This window comes from Bradyrhizobium sp. UBA2491 (assembly GCF_002341725.1).
In the GTDB taxonomy this organism is placed as follows: Bacteria; Pseudomonadota; Alphaproteobacteria; order Rhizobiales; family Xanthobacteraceae; genus Bradyrhizobium.
In genome coordinates this window covers 66,805-82,755 of record NZ_DDOP01000088.1, presented here as the reverse complement: position 1 = coordinate 82,755, position 15,951 = coordinate 66,805, and the positions used below count along the sequence as shown (strand labels likewise).

The 15,951-nt window shown below is 65.4% G+C and carries 13 protein-coding genes; 6 read left to right on the top strand and 7 right to left on the bottom strand.

Annotated elements, in window-relative coordinates; genetic code table 11:
- Window positions 1–194: 194 nt before the first annotated feature.
- The 6 genes from B2W55_RS29825 to cnbZ all read left to right on the top strand — a co-directional run bounded on the left by B2W55_RS29825 (window position 195) and on the right by cnbZ (window position 7,417).
- Complete coding sequence (locus tag B2W55_RS29825) at window positions 195–728, top strand: thiamine pyrophosphate-binding protein (RefSeq protein WP_024579297.1); 534 nt, start codon at window positions 195–197, stop codon at window positions 726–728.
- Entirely contained in the window at window positions 725–1,315 is a 591-nt protein-coding gene (locus tag B2W55_RS29820) for a thiamine pyrophosphate-dependent enzyme (RefSeq protein WP_024579298.1), read from the top strand. The genes B2W55_RS29825 and B2W55_RS29820 overlap by 4 nt, the downstream gene beginning before the upstream one ends.
- Before the next feature lie 65 nt (window positions 1,316–1,380).
- On the top strand, window positions 1,381–2,082 hold the full coding sequence (locus B2W55_RS29815) for a TetR/AcrR family transcriptional regulator (protein ID WP_024579299.1): 702 nt from the start codon (window positions 1,381–1,383) through the stop codon (window positions 2,080–2,082).
- Between the two features lies 1 nt (window position 2,083).
- Window positions 2,084–3,277 carry an efflux RND transporter periplasmic adaptor subunit gene (locus tag B2W55_RS29810; protein ID WP_024579300.1) on the top strand — a complete coding sequence of 398 codons (1,194 nt, stop codon included), beginning with the start codon at window positions 2,084–2,086 and terminating at the stop codon, window positions 3,275–3,277.
- 184 nt (window positions 3,278–3,461) lie between these two features.
- On the top strand, window positions 3,462–6,563 hold the full coding sequence (locus tag B2W55_RS29805) for a multidrug efflux RND transporter permease subunit (protein WP_024579301.1): 3,102 nt from the start codon (window positions 3,462–3,464) through the stop codon (window positions 6,561–6,563).
- A 110-nt stretch (window positions 6,564–6,673) separates the two neighbouring features.
- Window positions 6,674–7,417 (top strand): 2-amino-5-chloromuconate deaminase CnbZ, encoded by a 744-nt coding sequence (cnbZ, locus tag B2W55_RS29800; RefSeq protein WP_024579302.1) that lies wholly within the window; start codon window positions 6,674–6,676, stop codon window positions 7,415–7,417.
- 161 nt (window positions 7,418–7,578) lie between these two features.
- Here the strand turns inward: cnbZ and B2W55_RS29795 are convergent, their stop codons facing one another.
- From B2W55_RS29795 to B2W55_RS29765, 7 genes are all read right to left on the bottom strand, one after another.
- Window positions 7,579–8,469: an ABC transporter permease gene (locus B2W55_RS29795; RefSeq protein WP_024579303.1), complete on the bottom strand. Its 891-nt coding sequence runs from the start codon at window positions 8,467–8,469 to the stop codon at window positions 7,579–7,581.
- Between the two features lie 5 nt (window positions 8,470–8,474).
- Window positions 8,475–9,416 (bottom strand): ABC transporter permease, encoded by a 942-nt coding sequence (locus tag B2W55_RS29790; protein WP_024579304.1) that lies wholly within the window; start codon window positions 9,414–9,416, stop codon window positions 8,475–8,477.
- A 94-nt stretch (window positions 9,417–9,510) separates the two neighbouring features.
- Window positions 9,511–11,034 carry an ABC transporter substrate-binding protein gene (locus B2W55_RS29785; RefSeq protein ID WP_024579305.1) on the bottom strand — a complete coding sequence of 508 codons (1,524 nt, stop codon included), beginning with the start codon at window positions 11,032–11,034 and terminating at the stop codon, window positions 9,511–9,513.
- 16 nt (window positions 11,035–11,050) lie between these two features.
- Window positions 11,051–12,154, bottom strand: coding sequence for an ABC transporter ATP-binding protein (locus tag B2W55_RS29780; RefSeq protein WP_024579306.1), 1,104 nt, complete (start codon window positions 12,152–12,154; stop codon window positions 11,051–11,053).
- Entirely contained in the window at window positions 12,151–13,140 is a 990-nt protein-coding gene (locus B2W55_RS29775; protein WP_024579307.1) for an ABC transporter ATP-binding protein, read from the bottom strand. Before B2W55_RS29775 ends, B2W55_RS29780 begins: the two co-directional genes overlap by 4 nt.
- Window positions 13,137–13,847 carry a DUF1028 domain-containing protein gene (locus B2W55_RS29770; RefSeq protein ID WP_024579308.1) on the bottom strand — a complete coding sequence of 237 codons (711 nt, stop codon included), beginning with the start codon at window positions 13,845–13,847 and terminating at the stop codon, window positions 13,137–13,139. Before B2W55_RS29770 ends, B2W55_RS29775 begins: the two co-directional genes overlap by 4 nt.
- A gap of 223 nt (window positions 13,848–14,070) precedes the next feature.
- Entirely contained in the window at window positions 14,071–15,876 is a 1,806-nt protein-coding gene (locus B2W55_RS29765) for a gamma-glutamyltransferase family protein (protein ID WP_024579309.1), read from the bottom strand.
- Window positions 15,877–15,951: the final 75 nt, after the last annotated feature.

Here is a 15,951-nt window from a genome sequence, read left to right as displayed (position 1 = left end):
CCCAATTAGTTTCATTTGCAACTATCGTAAGCGGCGGGCGGCCGCCGCGCAACACAATATGGAAGTATCGGGAGCGGCGCGACGCCCTCCGCGTGGTGCGAATATATCGCAGAGCCATATGCGGTTTTGCGCTTTGATGAAGCGCGTGCGTCCCACTACAGTCGCGGCCAATCAACAGAGAGCCGGAAACGCCAATGCATGCCCGTGCCGAGACCGCGGCCTCCTGGCCCGAGGAGATCTTCTCGATATTGCAGCGCTTCGAGGTGCGTCAGGTGCCTTACGTGCCGGATGCCGGGCATTCGGAGCTGATCGAGCGGGTGCTGGGTTCATCCTCGATGCGCGGCATTGCGCTGACCACCGAGGAGGAAGGCGTGGCGCTGCTCGCAGGTGCCTGGGCGGGCGGCCAGCGCGGCGTGCTGCTGATGCAATCGAGCGGGGTCGGAAATTGCATCAACATGCTCTCGCTGGTGCAGATCTTCCGTCTGCCGTTTCTCACTTTGGTGACGATGCGCGGCGAGTGGGGCGAGTTCAATCCCTGGCAGGTGCCGATGGGATCGAACACGCAAGGCATCCTCGAACTGGCGGGGATCAAGGTGCTGCGCGCTTCGCGTCCTGATGAAGTGCGCGAAGTCGTCGAAGCCGGTGCGGCGCAGGCCTACAACGCCTGCACGCCGACCGCCGTCCTGCTGTCGCAGCGTCTGATCGGGGCCAAGGTCTTCACCAAATGAGCAAAGCCAATCTCCTCGACCGCCGCGCCGTGGTTTCCGAACTGCTGAGGGATCGCAAGGGCGCCTTCGCCGTCGGCGGCCTCGGCGCCTCGACCTATGACATCGCCGCCGTCGGCGACCACGACCGCAATTTCTACCTCTGGGGCGGCATGGGCGGCGCCGTGATGATCGGGCTTGGCCTCGCGTTGGCGCAGCCGACGCTGCCGGTCGTCGTGATCACCGGCGACGGCGAGATGCTGATGGGGATGGGGAGCCTTGCGACCGTCGCGCTGCAGCAGCCCAAAAACCTCTCGATCATCGTGCTGGACAATGAGGCCTATGGCGAGACCGGCGGCCAGGCCAGCCATACCGGTGGCACCACCGATCTCGTGGCTGTTGCCAAAGCGTGCGGAATCGGAGATAGCCGGGCAATCAGCACGATGACCGAGGTCGAGACTTTTGCCTCGTCTTTACAGGACGTTACGGCGGGACCTCGGTTTGCTAGCGTGAAGATTGACGGGGCCAATCTGGAGCGGGTGCTGTCGAGCCGCGACGGCACCTACATCGTCAACCGCATCAGAGGGTCGATCGGACACACTCCGATATAAAACGACTTCTGCGGTGCAATAGAACCTTGACTTTTGGTAAAGTGAGTGATTACTCACGACCCCAAATGTCTACCTTACGCATGACAAGTGACTTGCGGCGTCAGCTGATCCTGAGCGCTGCAAAGCGATGCTTCGCCCGCAGCGGCTTCGCTGGCACCACGACCAAGAGCGTGGCGGCCGCGGCTGCCATTTCGGAAGGGTTGCTGTTCAAGCATTTCCCGTCGAAAGCTGCGCTGTACGCTGAAATCCTTGCCGAGGAGTGCGAAGCGGATCCCGATTTCGCGCATCTGCTCGGCCAGGAGCCCTCGACCGCGACGCTGATCGAGCTGGTGCAGGGCATGGTCGGCCACTTCATGCAGCTGCGGGACGCGCCGGACCAGGAAGAGGCGCAACGGATGCGACTGATGGTGACGAGCCATCTCGACGACGGCGAATTTGCGCGCCTGCTCTACGACAAGATCGGCAAGTTGATCGGCCCGACCTTCTCCGCATCGCTCGAACGGGCGATCGCGGCCGGCGAGGCGACGCGGATCGGCGACGAGCCGATCAACCTGTTCTGGTTTGCGCACCATACCGTGCTTATGGGCGCGCTGACGCAGCTGCCTGCGACACCATGTCTCCCCTACGGCGATGCCGCCGCGGCCGAGCGGCAGCTTTGCCAATTCATCCTTCGCGGCATCGGACTTACCGAAGCCGCAATCTCAACTCATTTGGGCCGCGAGCCGTCGCCGAGCGCAGGACCGTCGGTAACTGCAGAAAGTGCATGACATGAATATTCAGACCGAAAGCCACATCTCGGGGCAACCGATCAAGGACAAGCAGGCCAAGCGCCCGGTTCGCCTGGTGCGCTGGTTCATCATCGTCGGCCTCTTGCTGGCCCTGCTGGTCGGCGCGCTGGTTGGCTTCAACGCCTTCCGCAGCCACATGATCGCGCAGTTCTTCGCCAACAACAAGCCGCCGCCGTCGAACGTCACGGCCGCGGAGGCGAAGTCCGAGGTGATTCCGAACCTGCTGACCGCGGTCGGCGATCTCGTCGCGGTGCACCAGGTCAATGTCACGACCGACGTGCCGGGCCGCATCACCCAGATCATGTTCACCGCCGGCAGCCATGTGAAGGCGGGCACACCGCTGGTGCAGTTGTTCGACGCGCCGGAGCAGGGCGACCTCGCGAGCTTCAAGGCGCAGGCCATCGTGGGTGAGCAGCAGCTCGACCGCGCCAAGCAGCTGGCGTCGCGCCAGTTCGGGCCGCAGTCGACCGTCGACACGGCGCAGGCGACCTACGACCAGGCCAAGGCGGGCATTGCCAAGACCGAGGCGCTGATCTCCCAGAAGCTGGTGCGCGCACCGTTCGAAGGCGATCTCGGCGTTCGTCAGGTCGAAGTCGGCCAGTATCTGACGGCCGGCACCCAGATCGTGTCGCTGACCGATCTGTCGGTGCTGTACGCCAACATGACCGTGACGGAAAAGCAGAGCTCGCAGATCAAGGTCGGCCAGGCCGTGCGGATCATGGTGGATGCCTATCCGGGCCGCACCTTCGATGGCAAGATCACGACCATCGAGCCGCAGATCGCGACCGACACCCGCAACATCCGGGTCCAGGCCACGATCCAGAATCCGGACAGCATCCTCAAGCCCGGCATGTTCGCGACCGCCACGATCGTGCTGCCCGAGAAGCCGCCGGTCGTGACCATTCCCGAGACCGCGGTCGACTACACGCTGTATGGCGACTCCGTGTTCCTGATTACCGAGAAGAAGGGTGACGACGGCAAGTCGACGCTGACCGCGGAGCGCACCTTCGTGAAGACCGGCAACCGCATCGAGGGGCGTGTCGAGATCCTCAAGGGCCTGAAGCCCGGGGACCGGGTCGTCGCCGTCGGCCAGATCAAGCTGCAGTCGGGCATGGCAGTCGCGATCTCGGCCGATCCGGCGCCGCCGGTGCCGGCCGAGCCGCCGCGCTACTAAGGCATGATCCGGAAGCGTGCGAAGCATTCTTCCCTATTGATTGTGCCCAAGGAAGAAGCTGACGCGCGATGATGATCTCACCCGATCTCGTTGCGCGTTAGCCCGATCACTTGAACTCGGAGGCCCGATTGGCCCTCCGCCCAATGTTGCCGCGAACCGGCAGACAACACGAATCGAGTTGGCGATGGCCTTTACTGATATTTTCATCAAGCGCCCGGTGCTGTCGGTCGTCGTCAGCCTGCTGATCCTGCTGATCGGCTTGCGCGCGGCCATGGTGCTGCCGATCCGGCAATATCCGAACCTCTCGAACACCGTGGTGACGATCACCACGGTGTATCCTGGCGCGGCGCCGGAGCTGATCAACGGCTTCATCACCACGCCGATCGAGCAGGCCGTCGCCTCGGCCGAAGGCGTCGACTACATGACCTCGAACTCGGTGCTCGGCACCTCGACGATCCAGGTCTACGTCAAGCTCAATCATGATCCGAACCAGGCGCTCACCGAGGTGCTCGCCAAGGTCAACTCGGTGAAATACCTGATCCCGAAGGAAGCCTTCGATCCGGTCGTGACCAAGGCGACCGGCGACACCATCGCCGTGATGTATCTCGGCTTCTCCAGCGAAGAGCTGAACGGATCGGCGATCTCCGACTATCTGACCCGCGTCGTGCAGCCGGTGCTCTCGACGGTTGACGGCGTCGCATCGGCCGACATCCTCGGCGGCCAGACCTTCGCGATGCGCGTCTGGCTCGATCCGACCCGGATGGCCGGGCGCGGCGTCTCGCCCAACGACGTCGCGGCCGCGATCGCCGCCAACAACTTCCAGGCGGCGGCCGGCCAGACCAAGGGCTATTTCATCGTCTCCAACGTCTCGGCCAACACCGACCTTCAGAACATCGATCAGTTCAAGCGCATGATCGTGAAGTCGAAGGACGGCGGCTTTGTCCGCATCGAGGACATCGCGACGGTGGAGCTCGCGGCGCAGTCGACCGACGCCAGCGTCGCCTTCAACGGCGAGCATGCGATCTTCATCGGCATCAAGGCGACCCCGCAAGGCAACCCGCTGACCCTGGTGAAGGGCGTGCGCGCGCTGTTCCCCGACCTCGAGCGCAACCTGCCGCCGTCGATGAAGATGAAGGTGGCCTACGACTCCACCAAGTTCATCCAATCGTCGATCGACGAGGTCGAGAAGACGCTGACCGAAGCGGTGCTGATCGTCGTCGTCGTCATCTTCCTGTTCCTGGCCTCGATCCGCTCGGTGATCATCCCCGTCGTCACCATTCCGTTGTCGCTGATCGGCGTCTGCATCCTGATGCTGGCGGCCGGCTTCAGCTTCAACCTGCTGACGTTGCTGGCGATGGTGCTGGCGATCGGCCTCGTGGTCGACGACGCCATCGTGGTGGTGGAGAACATCCATCGACATCTCGAGGAGGGCCTGCCACCGGTGCAGGCATCGCTGAAGGGCGCGCGCGAGATCGTCGGCCCGGTCGTCTCGATGACGATCACGCTGGCGGCGGTGTACGCGCCGATCGGCTTCCTCGGCGGCGTGACCGGCACGCTGTTCCGCGAATTCGCCTTCACGCTGGCCGGCTCGGTGATCGTGTCCGGCGTGATCGCGTTGACGCTGTCGCCGATGATGTGCTCGGTGTTCCTCAAGAACACGGAGGAGGGGCGTTTCGCCAAGCTCGTCAATCGCGTGTTCGGCGCGGTGACGCGCGCCTATGGCCGCCAGCTCGACCGTTCGCTCGACTACCGTCCGATCACGGCGTTGTTCGCCGTGACCATCCTCGGCCTGGTCGGCTTCCTCTACATGCACATCCAGAAGGAGCTGGCGCCGCAGGAAGACCAGGGCATCGTGTTCGCGGTGACCAAGGCGCCCAAATACGCCAACATCGACTACATCGATTTCTACGGCGACAAGATGGACAAGGAGTTCCAGAAGTTTCCCGAGACCGATCTGCGGTTCATCCTGAACGGCATCACCGGTCCGCAGGGCGGCTTCGCCGGCATGCTGCTGAAGCCGTGGGATGAGCGCAAGCGTTCGGCCCAGACGCTGCAGCCGCTGGTGCAGAACGAGCTGTCGAAGATCGAAGGCGTCAGCGCGTTCGCGTTCAGCCTGCCGCCGCTGCCCGGCGGCCCCGGCGGCCTGCCGGTGCAGATGGTGATCTCTTCGACGGCCGGATTCCAGCAGGTGTTCGACCAGATGAACAAGCTGAAGGACGCCGCGCGCAAGAGCGGCCTGTTCATCGTCACCGACAGCGACCTCGACTTCAACCAGCCGGTGGTCCGGGTGAAGGTCGATCGCTCCAAGGCGAGCGACCTCGGCATCACCATGCAGTCGATCGGTGGTGCTTTGGCGACGCTGCTCGGCGGCAACTACGTCAACCGCTTCAATCTCGAAGGGCGTTCCTACCAGGTGATCCCGCAGGTGCCGCGCGCCAACCGGCTCGCGCCCGAGTCGTTCGACAACTACTACGTCCCGACCGCGACCGGTCAGCTAGTGCGGCTGTCGACGGTGGTTTCGGTCGAGACCGGCGTCGATCCGAACGCGTTGACCCACTACAACCAGCTCAACTCGGCGACCTTCCAGGCCGTGCCGATGCCTGGCGTCTCGATGGGGCAGGCGGTCGAGTTCCTGCAAGGTGAAGCCAAGAAGCTGCCGTCCGGCTTCAGCTTCGACTTCCTCGCCGACTCCCGGCAGTACGTCAACGAAGGCAATCAGCTGCTGGTCACCTTCGCGTTCGCCATCATTATCATCTTCCTGGTGCTGGCGGCGCAGTTCGAGAGCCTGCGCGACCCGTTCGTGATCATGATCTCGGTGCCGATGGCGATCGTCGGCGCCTTGATCCCGCTGTTCTTCGGTGCCGCCACCATGAACATCTACACCCAGGTGGGCCTGTTGACGCTGGTCGGGCTGATCACCAAGCACGGCATCCTGATGGTGGAGTTCGCCAACGAGTTGCAGCTCAACGAGGGACTGGACCGTCGGTCGGCGATCGAGATGTCGGCCCGGATCCGGCTGCGCCCGATCTTGATGACGACGGCGGCCATGGTCACCGGCCTGCTGCCGCTGCTCACAGCCTCGGGCGCCGGCGCCGCCAGCCGCTTCTCGATCGGCCTCGTGGTCGTCACCGGCATGACGATTGGCACGCTGTTCACGCTGTTCGTGCTGCCGATGGTCTACACGGTGATCGCGACCGACCACCAGGCCGCGGCCCGTTCCGACCGCGCCAAGCAGATCGCCGATTACGAGCTTGAAGGCCGTGGCGGCGCATTGAAACCGACCTGAGCCCTCCAAGCTCATGCTCGCGGAGAAGGCGGCACTGGCGAAAGCCACTGCCGCCTTTTCTTTGTCTCGTGATAGCCTTTGGGCAGGCAGAGGTTCTGGAGGAAACTGTCATGGCGAGCGAATTTGCGGCGGGCAATTACCGGTTCATTCCGGCTGTGTTCCAATATTCTAGCGGCGCGCAAGCGAACGCCGGCTACGAGATCGAGCGGGTGCGCTTCGATCGTCTGCTGCCGCTTGCCGAAGGCTTTGCGCGGATCGCAGCCTACATCAAGGACGCCGGCCGGCCGCTGACCTCGTTCTGCGCCTGCGAATTGCGCTCGCCGGCGGCCTTCACCGAGGAGGGTTTCCGCGCCTTCAACCAGCACTATGTCAAGACGCTCGCCGAATGGGGCTTGTTCGACGGCACCATCAATCCGGTGGCCCGCAGCAATGTCTGTCCCGAGATCGATCCGCCGGCCGAGCCGTCGTTTTATGCGTTCTCGTTCACGCGTCCGAGCACGAACGCATCGCCGTCCTTCGTGATCGCGGGTGGCGCCGAGGCACGCAGCGGCACCGCCAGCTATCCCGATCGCATCGTCTGCTATCGCGATCTCAGTCCCGGCGCGTGGGGGGAGAAGGTGCGCTTCACCGCCGGCGAGATGGAGCGTCGCCTCGCCGAGTTCAGCTTCGGCTGGGAAGCGACGACGGCGGTGCAGGCCTACACCGTGCACGACATCCATCCCGTGGTCGTCGACGAACTGGTCCGCCGCGGCGCCACGCGCTCGGGGCTGACCTGGCACTTCTGCCGCCCGCCGGTGGTCGATCTCGAATACGAGATGGACTGCCGCAGGGTGTTAAGGGAAGTGGTGATTTAGACGGGTGTGGTTTGGGGCGGGCATTGCTAACCCCGTCATCCTGAGGAGCGCGTAGCGCGTCTCGAAGGATGCACGGCCACAGTCGGGCCGTCGTGCTTCGAGACGGCCGCTTCGCGGCCTCCTCAGCATGACGGTGAGGAATTCGTGGCCGCTGTGGCGTGTCACCGCGCCTTCGGGTCCAGCGCGTCGCGCAGGCCGTCGCCGACCAGGTTGAACGACAGCACGACCATGAAGATCGCAAGGCCCGGCCAGATCGCCATCCACGGCGCGCTGGTCAGGAAGCGTTGCGCAGCGTTGAGCATGCTGCCCCAGGATGGTGCGGGCGGCTGCTGGCCGAGGCCGAGGAACGAGAGCGCGGCCTCGGCGATGATCGCGGCCGCGATCGACAGCGTCGCCTGCACCAGCAGCGCCGGCAAGATGTTGGGCAGGATATGGACCAGCGCGATCCGCCAGCGTGGATTGCCCATGGCGCGCGCCGCCTCGACATAGTCCTCGACCTTGACGCTCATCACCTGGCCGCGGGTCAGGCGGATGAAGATCGGGGTCGCCGAGACGCCGATCGCGATCATCGCATTGCCGAGGCTCGGGCCGAGGAAGGCCGCGAGTGCGATCGCCAGGATCAGGAACGGGCAGGCCAGCATCGCATCGGTGATGCGGCTGATCAGTCCGTCGATGAAGCCGCCGCGGTAGCCGGCGACGAGCCCGAGCGGCACGCCGATCGCCAGCGCGATGCCGACCGAGATGACACCGGCGAGCAGCGAGGCGCGGGCGCCGAACACGACGCGGGCGAGCACGTCGCGGCCGAGCTCGTCGGTGCCGAACCAGTGTTGCAGCGACGGCGGCTTGCGCACCAGCGACCAGCTCGTTGCAATCGGATCATAGGGGACGAGCAGCGGCGCGAACACCGCGAGCACGATGAAGAGCACGATCACGGCGAGGCCGAGCACGGCGCCCTTGCGCCGCATCAGCCGCCGCCAGGCGCGCCGCGCCGGGCTCTCCAGCGTCTCGGCGGCGGCAAGTGAAGCCGATGTCGCGATTGCTGCGTCCGTCATCCCGGTCAGCCCCTCAGTCGCGGATTGACGAGGATATAGGCGATGTCGGCAATCAGGTTGAGCGTGATGTAGATCGTCGCGGTCGTGAGCACCACGCCCTGGACCACGGCATAGTCGCGATTGAAGACGGCATCCACGATCAGCTTGCCGAAGCCCGGGATCGAGAAGATCTGCTCGGTGAGAACAGCGCCCGACAGCAGGGTGCCGAGCTCGAGCGCGCCGAGCGTGATGATCGGCGTCAGCGCGTTACGCATCGCATGCTTGAGGATGACCGTGCGCTCGGATAGGCCCTTGGCGCGCGCGGTGCGGACATAGTCGCTCTCCAGCACCTGGAGCATGGCGCTGCGGGTATGCCGCATCAGGACCGCCGCGATCGCATTGCCGAGCACGAAGGCCGGCATGATGGTGGCGGCAAGGCTGGCGCGCCAGTTCTCGGTCAGCGGGACATAGCCGGAGGCGGGCAGCCAGCCCAGTTCGATCGAGAACAGGAAGATCAGCATGATGCCGAGCCAGAAGTTCGGCGTCGAGATGCCCCACAGCGCGAACAGATTGGCGCCGTAATCCCAGGCGGTGCCTTTCTTGACCGCCGAGACGATGCCGGCGGGAATGCCGATCAGGAAGGCGATCACGATCGCCATCGCGGCGAGCTGCAACGTCACCGGAAGCTTCTGCGCGATCAGCTCCAGCACCGGCATCTTGTTGCGCAGCGATTCGCCGAAATCGCCCGACAGCACGCCCTTGATCCAGTAGACATACTGCACCGGGATCGGCTGATCGAGATGGTACTGCGCGCGGATCTGCGCGATGACGGCCGGGTCGCGCTCCTCGCCGGCCATCACCAGCGCCGGATCGCCTGGCAGCAGATGTTGCAGCGAGAAGATCAGCACCGAGACGAAGAACAGCGTCGGGACGATCTGAACCAGCCGCTTGGCGAGGAAGTTCAGCATGTCTCAGCCTCGTGTCCCGGGCGCGGCGCAGCACGCAATGTTGCGCTGCTGAACCGGGACCGTATCGGTCCCGCGATAGGTCCGCGGCCGATCATCACTTCAGCTTCAGCCCGATCACGCGCACCAGCCCGTCGGGCATCTGCTTGTAGCCGTCGAGCCTGGTGGCGTGCGCGATGATGATGCGGCGGTGATAGATATAGAGCAGGGGCTCGTCCTCCTGTTCCAGCTTCGTCAATTTGGCGTAGATCGCCTTGCGCTGCGCCATGTCGGTGGTGAGGCGGGCGTCGTCGAGCGCCTTGTCGGCATCGGGATTGGCCCAGGCGCTGTAGTTTTGCGGCGCATCCTTGTGCAGGAAGACATAGGAGTTGCCGTCCGGATCGATGCGGCCGCTCCAGGCCAGCAAATAGGCCTGATACTCGCCGGCCTCGGCCTGCTTCAGCGAGGTCGCGAATTCGGTGACCCGGATCTTCATGTCGAAGCCGGCTTCAGCGGCCATCGATTGCACGACTTGCGCGGTGCCCTCGGCCTCCGGTCCCTTCGGCACCATGAAGTCGACACTGACGGGCGGCGTGACGCCGGCCTCCTTCAGCAGCGCCTTGGCCTTCGCGACGTCGCGCGGGCGGACCGGAAATTCCTTCTGGTAGTAGGGATGGTCCGGGCTGATCCACTGGTTTCCAGGCTTGAACTCGCCGTTGAACACGACCTGGTTGATCGCATCGCGGTCGATCGAGAGGTCGAGCGCCTGCCGGACCTTGGCGGATTGGCTCAGGGGACCCTTGGCCTTGTCCTTGCCGATGTTGAGCGTGATGCCCTGATAGCCGAGCTCGATCGCGGTCGAGACCTTCAGGCGCGAATCGGCGCGTACGTCCTTCAGGTCGGTCGCGAGCACGCGCTCGATCAGGTCGAGCCCGCCGGATTTCAGATTGGCGAGCCGCACCGTGGCGTCCACTATCGGCAGATAGACGATGCGGTCGATGAAGACGTTGTCCTTGTTCCAGTAGTCGGCGAATTTCTCCAGCACGATGCGGTCCTGCTGCACCCGCTCGACGAATTTGTAGGGGCCGGCGCAGACCGGGTGCAGGCCGAACTTGTCGCCGGCCGCCTTGGCGGCCTTGGGCGATACCATCATGCCGGCGCGGTCGGTGAGCTGTGCGATCAGCGGCGAGAACGGCGCCTTGAGCACCAGCTTGATGGTCAGGGGATCGACGACGTCGACGTGATCGATGCTGGCGAGCTCCGGCTTGCGGAACGAGCCGGGGAAGGTCAGATGCCGCTCCAGCGAAAACTTTGCTGCCTCCGCGTCGAGCGGCTCGCCGTCCTGGAACTTGACGCCGGGTCTCAGCTTGATCGTGACTTCCTTGCCGTCGGCCGAGATCTCGTGCGACAGCGCGAGCTGCGGCACGATGTTGAGCTTCTCGTCGATATCGAACAGCTTGTCGCATAGCGCGGCGAATACGATGCGGCCGACATAGGTGCGCGCCATGGTCGGGTCGAGCACGTCGGGATCCTCGGCAAGCCCGATCCGTAGCGTGGTCTGGGCTTCGGCCTGGACCTGGGCGCCTGCCACCAGCGACAGCAGCAGGGTGGCGGCGGTCGCAGCCAAACGAAACATCCTCATCGCGCAACTCCCATGATCATGCCTGCGGCACCGTCCCGTTACCAACCCCGCCGCGCCGGGCGTCTTCCGACGCTCCGCTGAATGCCGCCACCAGTTTCTCCAGCGCAGGCGAGAAGCCGCCATCGGAGGGAACGATATTCTCCGCGGGCGGTAGCTCTGCTGTGCGGTGACAGGCCGTGAAGTGGCCGGCGACATCTGCCAGCAATTGCGGAACCTCGCTGCGGCAGCGCGCGATCGCATAAGGGCAGCGGGTATGGAAACGGCAGCCGGACGGTGGATTGAGTGCGCTCGGCAGCTCGCCCTCCAGCACGATGCGGCTGCGCCTGGCGCGCGGCCGCGGCACCGGGATCGCCGACAACAATGCGCGGCTGTAGGGGTGCCGCGGCGCGGCGAACAGCGCCTGCGCATCCGCCGTCTCGACGATGGTGCCGAGATTCATCACCGCGACGCGGTCGGCGATGTGCTTCACGACGGCAAGGTCGTGCGACACGAAGATGTAAGCGAGCTTCAGGCGGTCTTGCAGGTCGCGCAGCAGGTTCAGGATCTGCGAGCGGATCGAGACGTCGAGCGCCGACACCGGTTCGTCGCAAATGATCAGCTTCGGCTCGACTGCGAGCGCACGGGCAATCGCGATGCGCTGACGCTGACCGCCGGAGAATTCGTGCGGGTAGCGGCGTGCAAAGCGCGGCTCGAGGCCGACCAGACGCAGCAGCTCGTCGACCCGCTCGCGGCGGCGGGCCGACGGCACCAGATCGTGCAGCGCCAGCGGCTCGGTCAGGATCTGGCTCACCGTCATGCGCGGGTTGAGCGAGGCGTAGGGGTCCTGGAAGATCAGCTGCGCGTCGCGGCGGAACGCGCGCAACTGCTCGGCATTGAGCGTGCCGAGGTCGCGGCCCTCGAACGTGACGCGACCGGCGTCCGGTTCGATCAGCCGCAGCACCAGCCGGCTGACGGTGGATTTGCCGCAGCCGGATTCGCCGACCAGCGCCAGCGTCTTGCCGGCCTCGACCGTGAAGCTGACGCCGTCGACCGCCCTCACATGCGCCGTCGGCCGGCCGAACACCGAACGCTCGGCAACGAAATGCTTCACCAGCCCGTCGACCTCGAGCAGCGCGGTCATGACACCAGCCGTTCCAGCGGCGCGCGGATGCAACGCGAGGCGTGGGTTGCGCTCAACATCGCGAGCGGCGGAGGGGACTTCGTGCAGGCATCGTCCACGAACGGGCAGCGCGCGGCGAAGCGGCAGCCCAAAGGCGGGTTTGCCATGTTCGGCACCATGCCCTCGATGGTTGCGAGATGGCTGGTGCGGCGGTCGAGCCGCGGGATCGAGCCGAGCAGGCCGACCGTATAGGGATGCTGTGGGTTGGCAAACAGCTCGTCGACCGGCGCGCGCTCGACGATCTCGCCGGCATACATCACCGCGACCTCGTCGCAGACCTCGGCGACGACGCCGAGGTCGTGGGTGATCAGGATGATCGCAGCACCACTTGCGGCCTTCAGCTCGCGCATCAGATCGAGGATCTGCGCCTGCAAGGTAACGTCGAGCGCGGTGGTCGGCTCGTCGGCGATCAGGAGCTGCGGATCGCAGGCCAGCGCCATCGCGATCATCACGCGCTGGCGCATGCCGCCGGACAACTTGTGCGGATACTCGTCGATGCGCTTCTCGGGCGAGGGGATGTGGACGCGGCGCAGCAGCTCGATGGTGCGTTCGCGCGCCGCGCGCCGGGAGCCGCCGCGGTGGCGCAGGATCGTCTCGGTGATCTGGTCGCCGATGGTGAAGCTCGGGTTGAGCGAGGTCATCGGCTCCTGGAAGATCATCGCCAGGCGATTGCCGCGCAGGTCGCGCAGTGTCGCATCCGGGACGTCGAGCAGGTCGAAGCCGTCGAAGCGGATCGCGCCGGAGACTTCGGCGGATTGCCTTGGCAACAGGCCCATGATCGCAAGCGAGGTCACGCTCTTGCCGCAACCGGACTCGCCGACCAGGCCGAGCGTGGCGCCGTTGGCGACGGAGAGATCGACGCTGTCGACCGCATGCGTCACGCGGCCATCGTCGCCCTGGAAAGAAACACGCAGGCCCTCGATCTCGATCAACGGGCCGGCGGTCATTTGCGGCTCGCGGCGGCCGCTGCGATGCCGGCGTCGATCGTCGCGCGGTCGCTGATTCCAGCCGGGTTGTCCCGGGTCGGCATGAAGTTCCGGAACGCCACCCAGTGCTCGCGGCTGACCGCTTCCAGCCGTTCCAACTCGCGCAGGGGATCGGCGTGGTCGTCGACCCGCAGGTCGAGCAACGGCCATTGCTCGATGCCATGGATCACAAGGGCCGCCGATTGCCTGCCGCGCTTGTCGCCGCCGGCCGCTTCGCCGGCGAACATCGCCTTGATCAACCGCTCCGCGAACGGCAGCTTCTCGTTCGCGACATAGGCGCGCGCGGTCTCGTCGAGCACCGCAGGCCCGGCCAGCATGTTGCCGGCGATCGAAAAACCGTCGCCGGCGATATGGCCGAACCAGTCGATGCAGTCCTTGCCGGAATGCGCGGCGATGCGGCCCTTGGCGTCCATGACATGCAGCTGCCGGCTCTCGCGGCCGCTGTCGGACGCGATCAGCGCAGCGATCGCATCATGCGGACTCTTGCCGCCGCGCAGCAGCGCGAGGCCGTCGATACCGTAGTAGGGATTGACCAGCGCCTGCGTCGCGATGGCGCCGATCCCGGGCGCGATGTGGGGCACCAGGGCGCCGACCGCGAAGAACCGCGTCGCGACGGCGATGCCGAGCTGGCCGGTGGCGCTGTCGCGGGCGATGATCGACCAGGTCATCTCAGATCTCTTCTCCCTCGCCCCGCTCTTCGCGGGGAGAGGGTTGGGGTGAGGGGCTCGCTCCGCGAAGACGGTGCAAATCGAAACGCGCGGAGATTCCCCCTCACCCGGAATTCAAGCTTTGCTTGAATTCCGACCTCTCCCCGCAAGCGGGGCGAGGTGGAGTTGGAGGCTCGCTCTGCGGTCCGACGCGATGTCATCATGCTGTGGCGGTCACCTTGTCTTAGCGGCCGGCAGCGTAGCCCTGCATGCCGCGCGGATTGGCGGCGGCGCGGCGGCGGGGGCCGACCTTCGAGGCCGCGGTGAGGCGGCCTTCCGACCAATCGGGACCAATCTCCACCACATGGCCGCGGCGTTTCAATTCGTCGATGGTCGATTTGGGCACGCGGTTTTCCAGCACCAGCACGCCCGGCCGCGAGGTGCGCGGCCAGAACGAGATCGGGAAATGCTCGGAGTGCCAGGCCGGCGCGTCGATCGCCTCCTGCAAGTTCAGCTTGGCGTGGACATGCCGGAGGAAGAATTGCGTGATCCACTGGTCCTGCTGGTCGCCGCCCGGCGAGCCCCATGACAGATACGGCTCGCCGTCGCGCAAAGCCATGGTCGGCGACAGCGTGGTGCGCGGCCGCTTGCCCGGTGCCAGCGAGGCCGGATGGTTCTCCTCCAGCCAGAACATCTGGGCGCGGCTGCCAAGGCAGAAGCCAAGTTCGGGAATCACCGGTGAGGATTGCAGCCAGCCGCCGGACGGCGTCGCCGAGATCATGTTGCCGGCCTTGTCGATGATGTCGAAATGCACGGTGTCGCCACGCACCTCGCCGAACCGGCCGACGGTCGGCTCTCCGGCGCCCATCGCGCCGACCGCTTCGCGATGTCCTTCGGCGTGGCGCAGCTTCACGACACCGCCGAAGCCTGCGACCGAGCCGGGACGGAAGTCGAGCGAAGCCTTGTCCTTTGAGATCAGCTTGCGCCGCTCGTCGTTATAGGCATCGGACAGCAGCGTCTCGATCGGGATATCGGTGAATTTGGGATCGCCATAGAACGTCTCGCGATCGGCATAAGCCAGCTTGGCGGCTTCGATCTGCAAATGGATGAAGTCGGGGCCCGTGGGATCGAGGCCGTCGAGCTCAAAGCCCTTCAGCAGCGCGAGCTGTTGCAGCATCACCGGACCCTGGCTCCAGACCCCGCACTTCTGCACGGTGTAACGGCCATAATCGTAGGTCAGCGGCGCCTCGATGGTCGGCTGCCAGCGCGCCATGTCGTCGGCCGAGAGCACGCCGCGATGCGGCGATCCGGAGACGTCCATCACCTCCTGGGTGCGGCAGAATTTATCGATGGCCTCGGCCACGAAGCCCTTCGACCAGGCCTGCCGCGCGCGCTCGATCTGCGCCACGCGGTCGGGGCCGGCGCTCTCCGCCTCCTCCAGGATGCGGGTGTAGGTTTCCGCGAGCTTCTTGTTGGTGAAGATGCTGCCGGGCCGCGGCACCTCGCCGTTCGGGAGATAGACATCCGCCGACGTGGTCCAGTATTTCCGGAACAACTGCTCGACGGTCTGAATGGTCGCCGCCGCACGCTCGACCAGCGGGTAGCCGTCGCGGGCATAGCCGATCGCGGGCTCCAGCACGTCGCGCAGCCTTAACGTGCCGTAGTCGCGCAGCAGCAGCATCCAGGTTTCGAAGGTGCCGGGCACGCAGGCGGCGAGCAGACCGGTGCCGGGCACCATTTCGAGGCCCTCGCTGCGGTAGTGCGCGATGGTCGCCTTCGCCGGCGCCGGGCCCTGGCCGCAGATCACCTCGGCCTTGCCGCGCTTGACGTCGTGCACCATGATCGGGACGTCGCCACCGGGCCCGTTCAGATGCGGTTCGACCACCTGAAGCGTGAAGGCAGTCGCGACCCCGGCGTCGAAGGCGTTGCCGCCCTTTTCCAGCACGCCCATGCCGACCGCGGTCGCGATCCAGTGCGTCGAGGTGACGACCCCGAAGGTGCCTTCGATCTCGGGCCTTGTGGTGAACGGATCGGGGTTGATGTTGCTCATGGCGATGGACCGTTGGGCGGCTTGTTGGGTTTCTTGCGCGCGCGCACTTGATCACAGCCGGGCTGGTATGCCAAC

What these genes read in the sequence shown, in the direction of transcription:
- B2W55_RS29825 (WP_024579297.1), top strand. Translation starts at nt 195, where the DNA reads ATGCATGCCCGTGCCGAGACCGCGGCCTCCTGGCCCGAGGAGATCTTC.
- B2W55_RS29820 (WP_024579298.1), top strand. Translation starts at nt 725, where the DNA reads ATGAGCAAAGCCAATCTCCTCGACCGCCGCGCCGTGGTTTCCGAACTG.
- B2W55_RS29815 (WP_024579299.1), top strand. Translation starts at nt 1,381, where the DNA reads ATGTCTACCTTACGCATGACAAGTGACTTGCGGCGTCAGCTGATCCTG.
- B2W55_RS29810 (WP_024579300.1), top strand. Translation starts at nt 2,084, where the DNA reads ATGAATATTCAGACCGAAAGCCACATCTCGGGGCAACCGATCAAGGAC.
- B2W55_RS29805 (WP_024579301.1), top strand. Translation starts at nt 3,462, where the DNA reads ATGGCCTTTACTGATATTTTCATCAAGCGCCCGGTGCTGTCGGTCGTC.
- cnbZ (WP_024579302.1), top strand. Translation starts at nt 6,674, where the DNA reads ATGGCGAGCGAATTTGCGGCGGGCAATTACCGGTTCATTCCGGCTGTG.
- B2W55_RS29795 (WP_024579303.1), bottom strand. Translation starts at nt 8,469, where the DNA reads ATGACGGACGCAGCAATCGCGACATCGGCTTCACTTGCCGCCGCCGAG.
- B2W55_RS29790 (WP_024579304.1), bottom strand. Translation starts at nt 9,416, where the DNA reads ATGCTGAACTTCCTCGCCAAGCGGCTGGTTCAGATCGTCCCGACGCTG.
- B2W55_RS29785 (WP_024579305.1), bottom strand. Translation starts at nt 11,034, where the DNA reads ATGAGGATGTTTCGTTTGGCTGCGACCGCCGCCACCCTGCTGCTGTCG.
- B2W55_RS29780 (WP_024579306.1), bottom strand. Translation starts at nt 12,154, where the DNA reads ATGACCGCGCTGCTCGAGGTCGACGGGCTGGTGAAGCATTTCGTTGCC.
- B2W55_RS29775 (WP_024579307.1), bottom strand. Translation starts at nt 13,140, where the DNA reads ATGACCGCCGGCCCGTTGATCGAGATCGAGGGCCTGCGTGTTTCTTTC.
- B2W55_RS29770 (WP_024579308.1), bottom strand. Translation starts at nt 13,847, where the DNA reads ATGACCTGGTCGATCATCGCCCGCGACAGCGCCACCGGCCAGCTCGGC.
- B2W55_RS29765 (WP_024579309.1), bottom strand. Translation starts at nt 15,876, where the DNA reads ATGAGCAACATCAACCCCGATCCGTTCACCACAAGGCCCGAGATCGAA.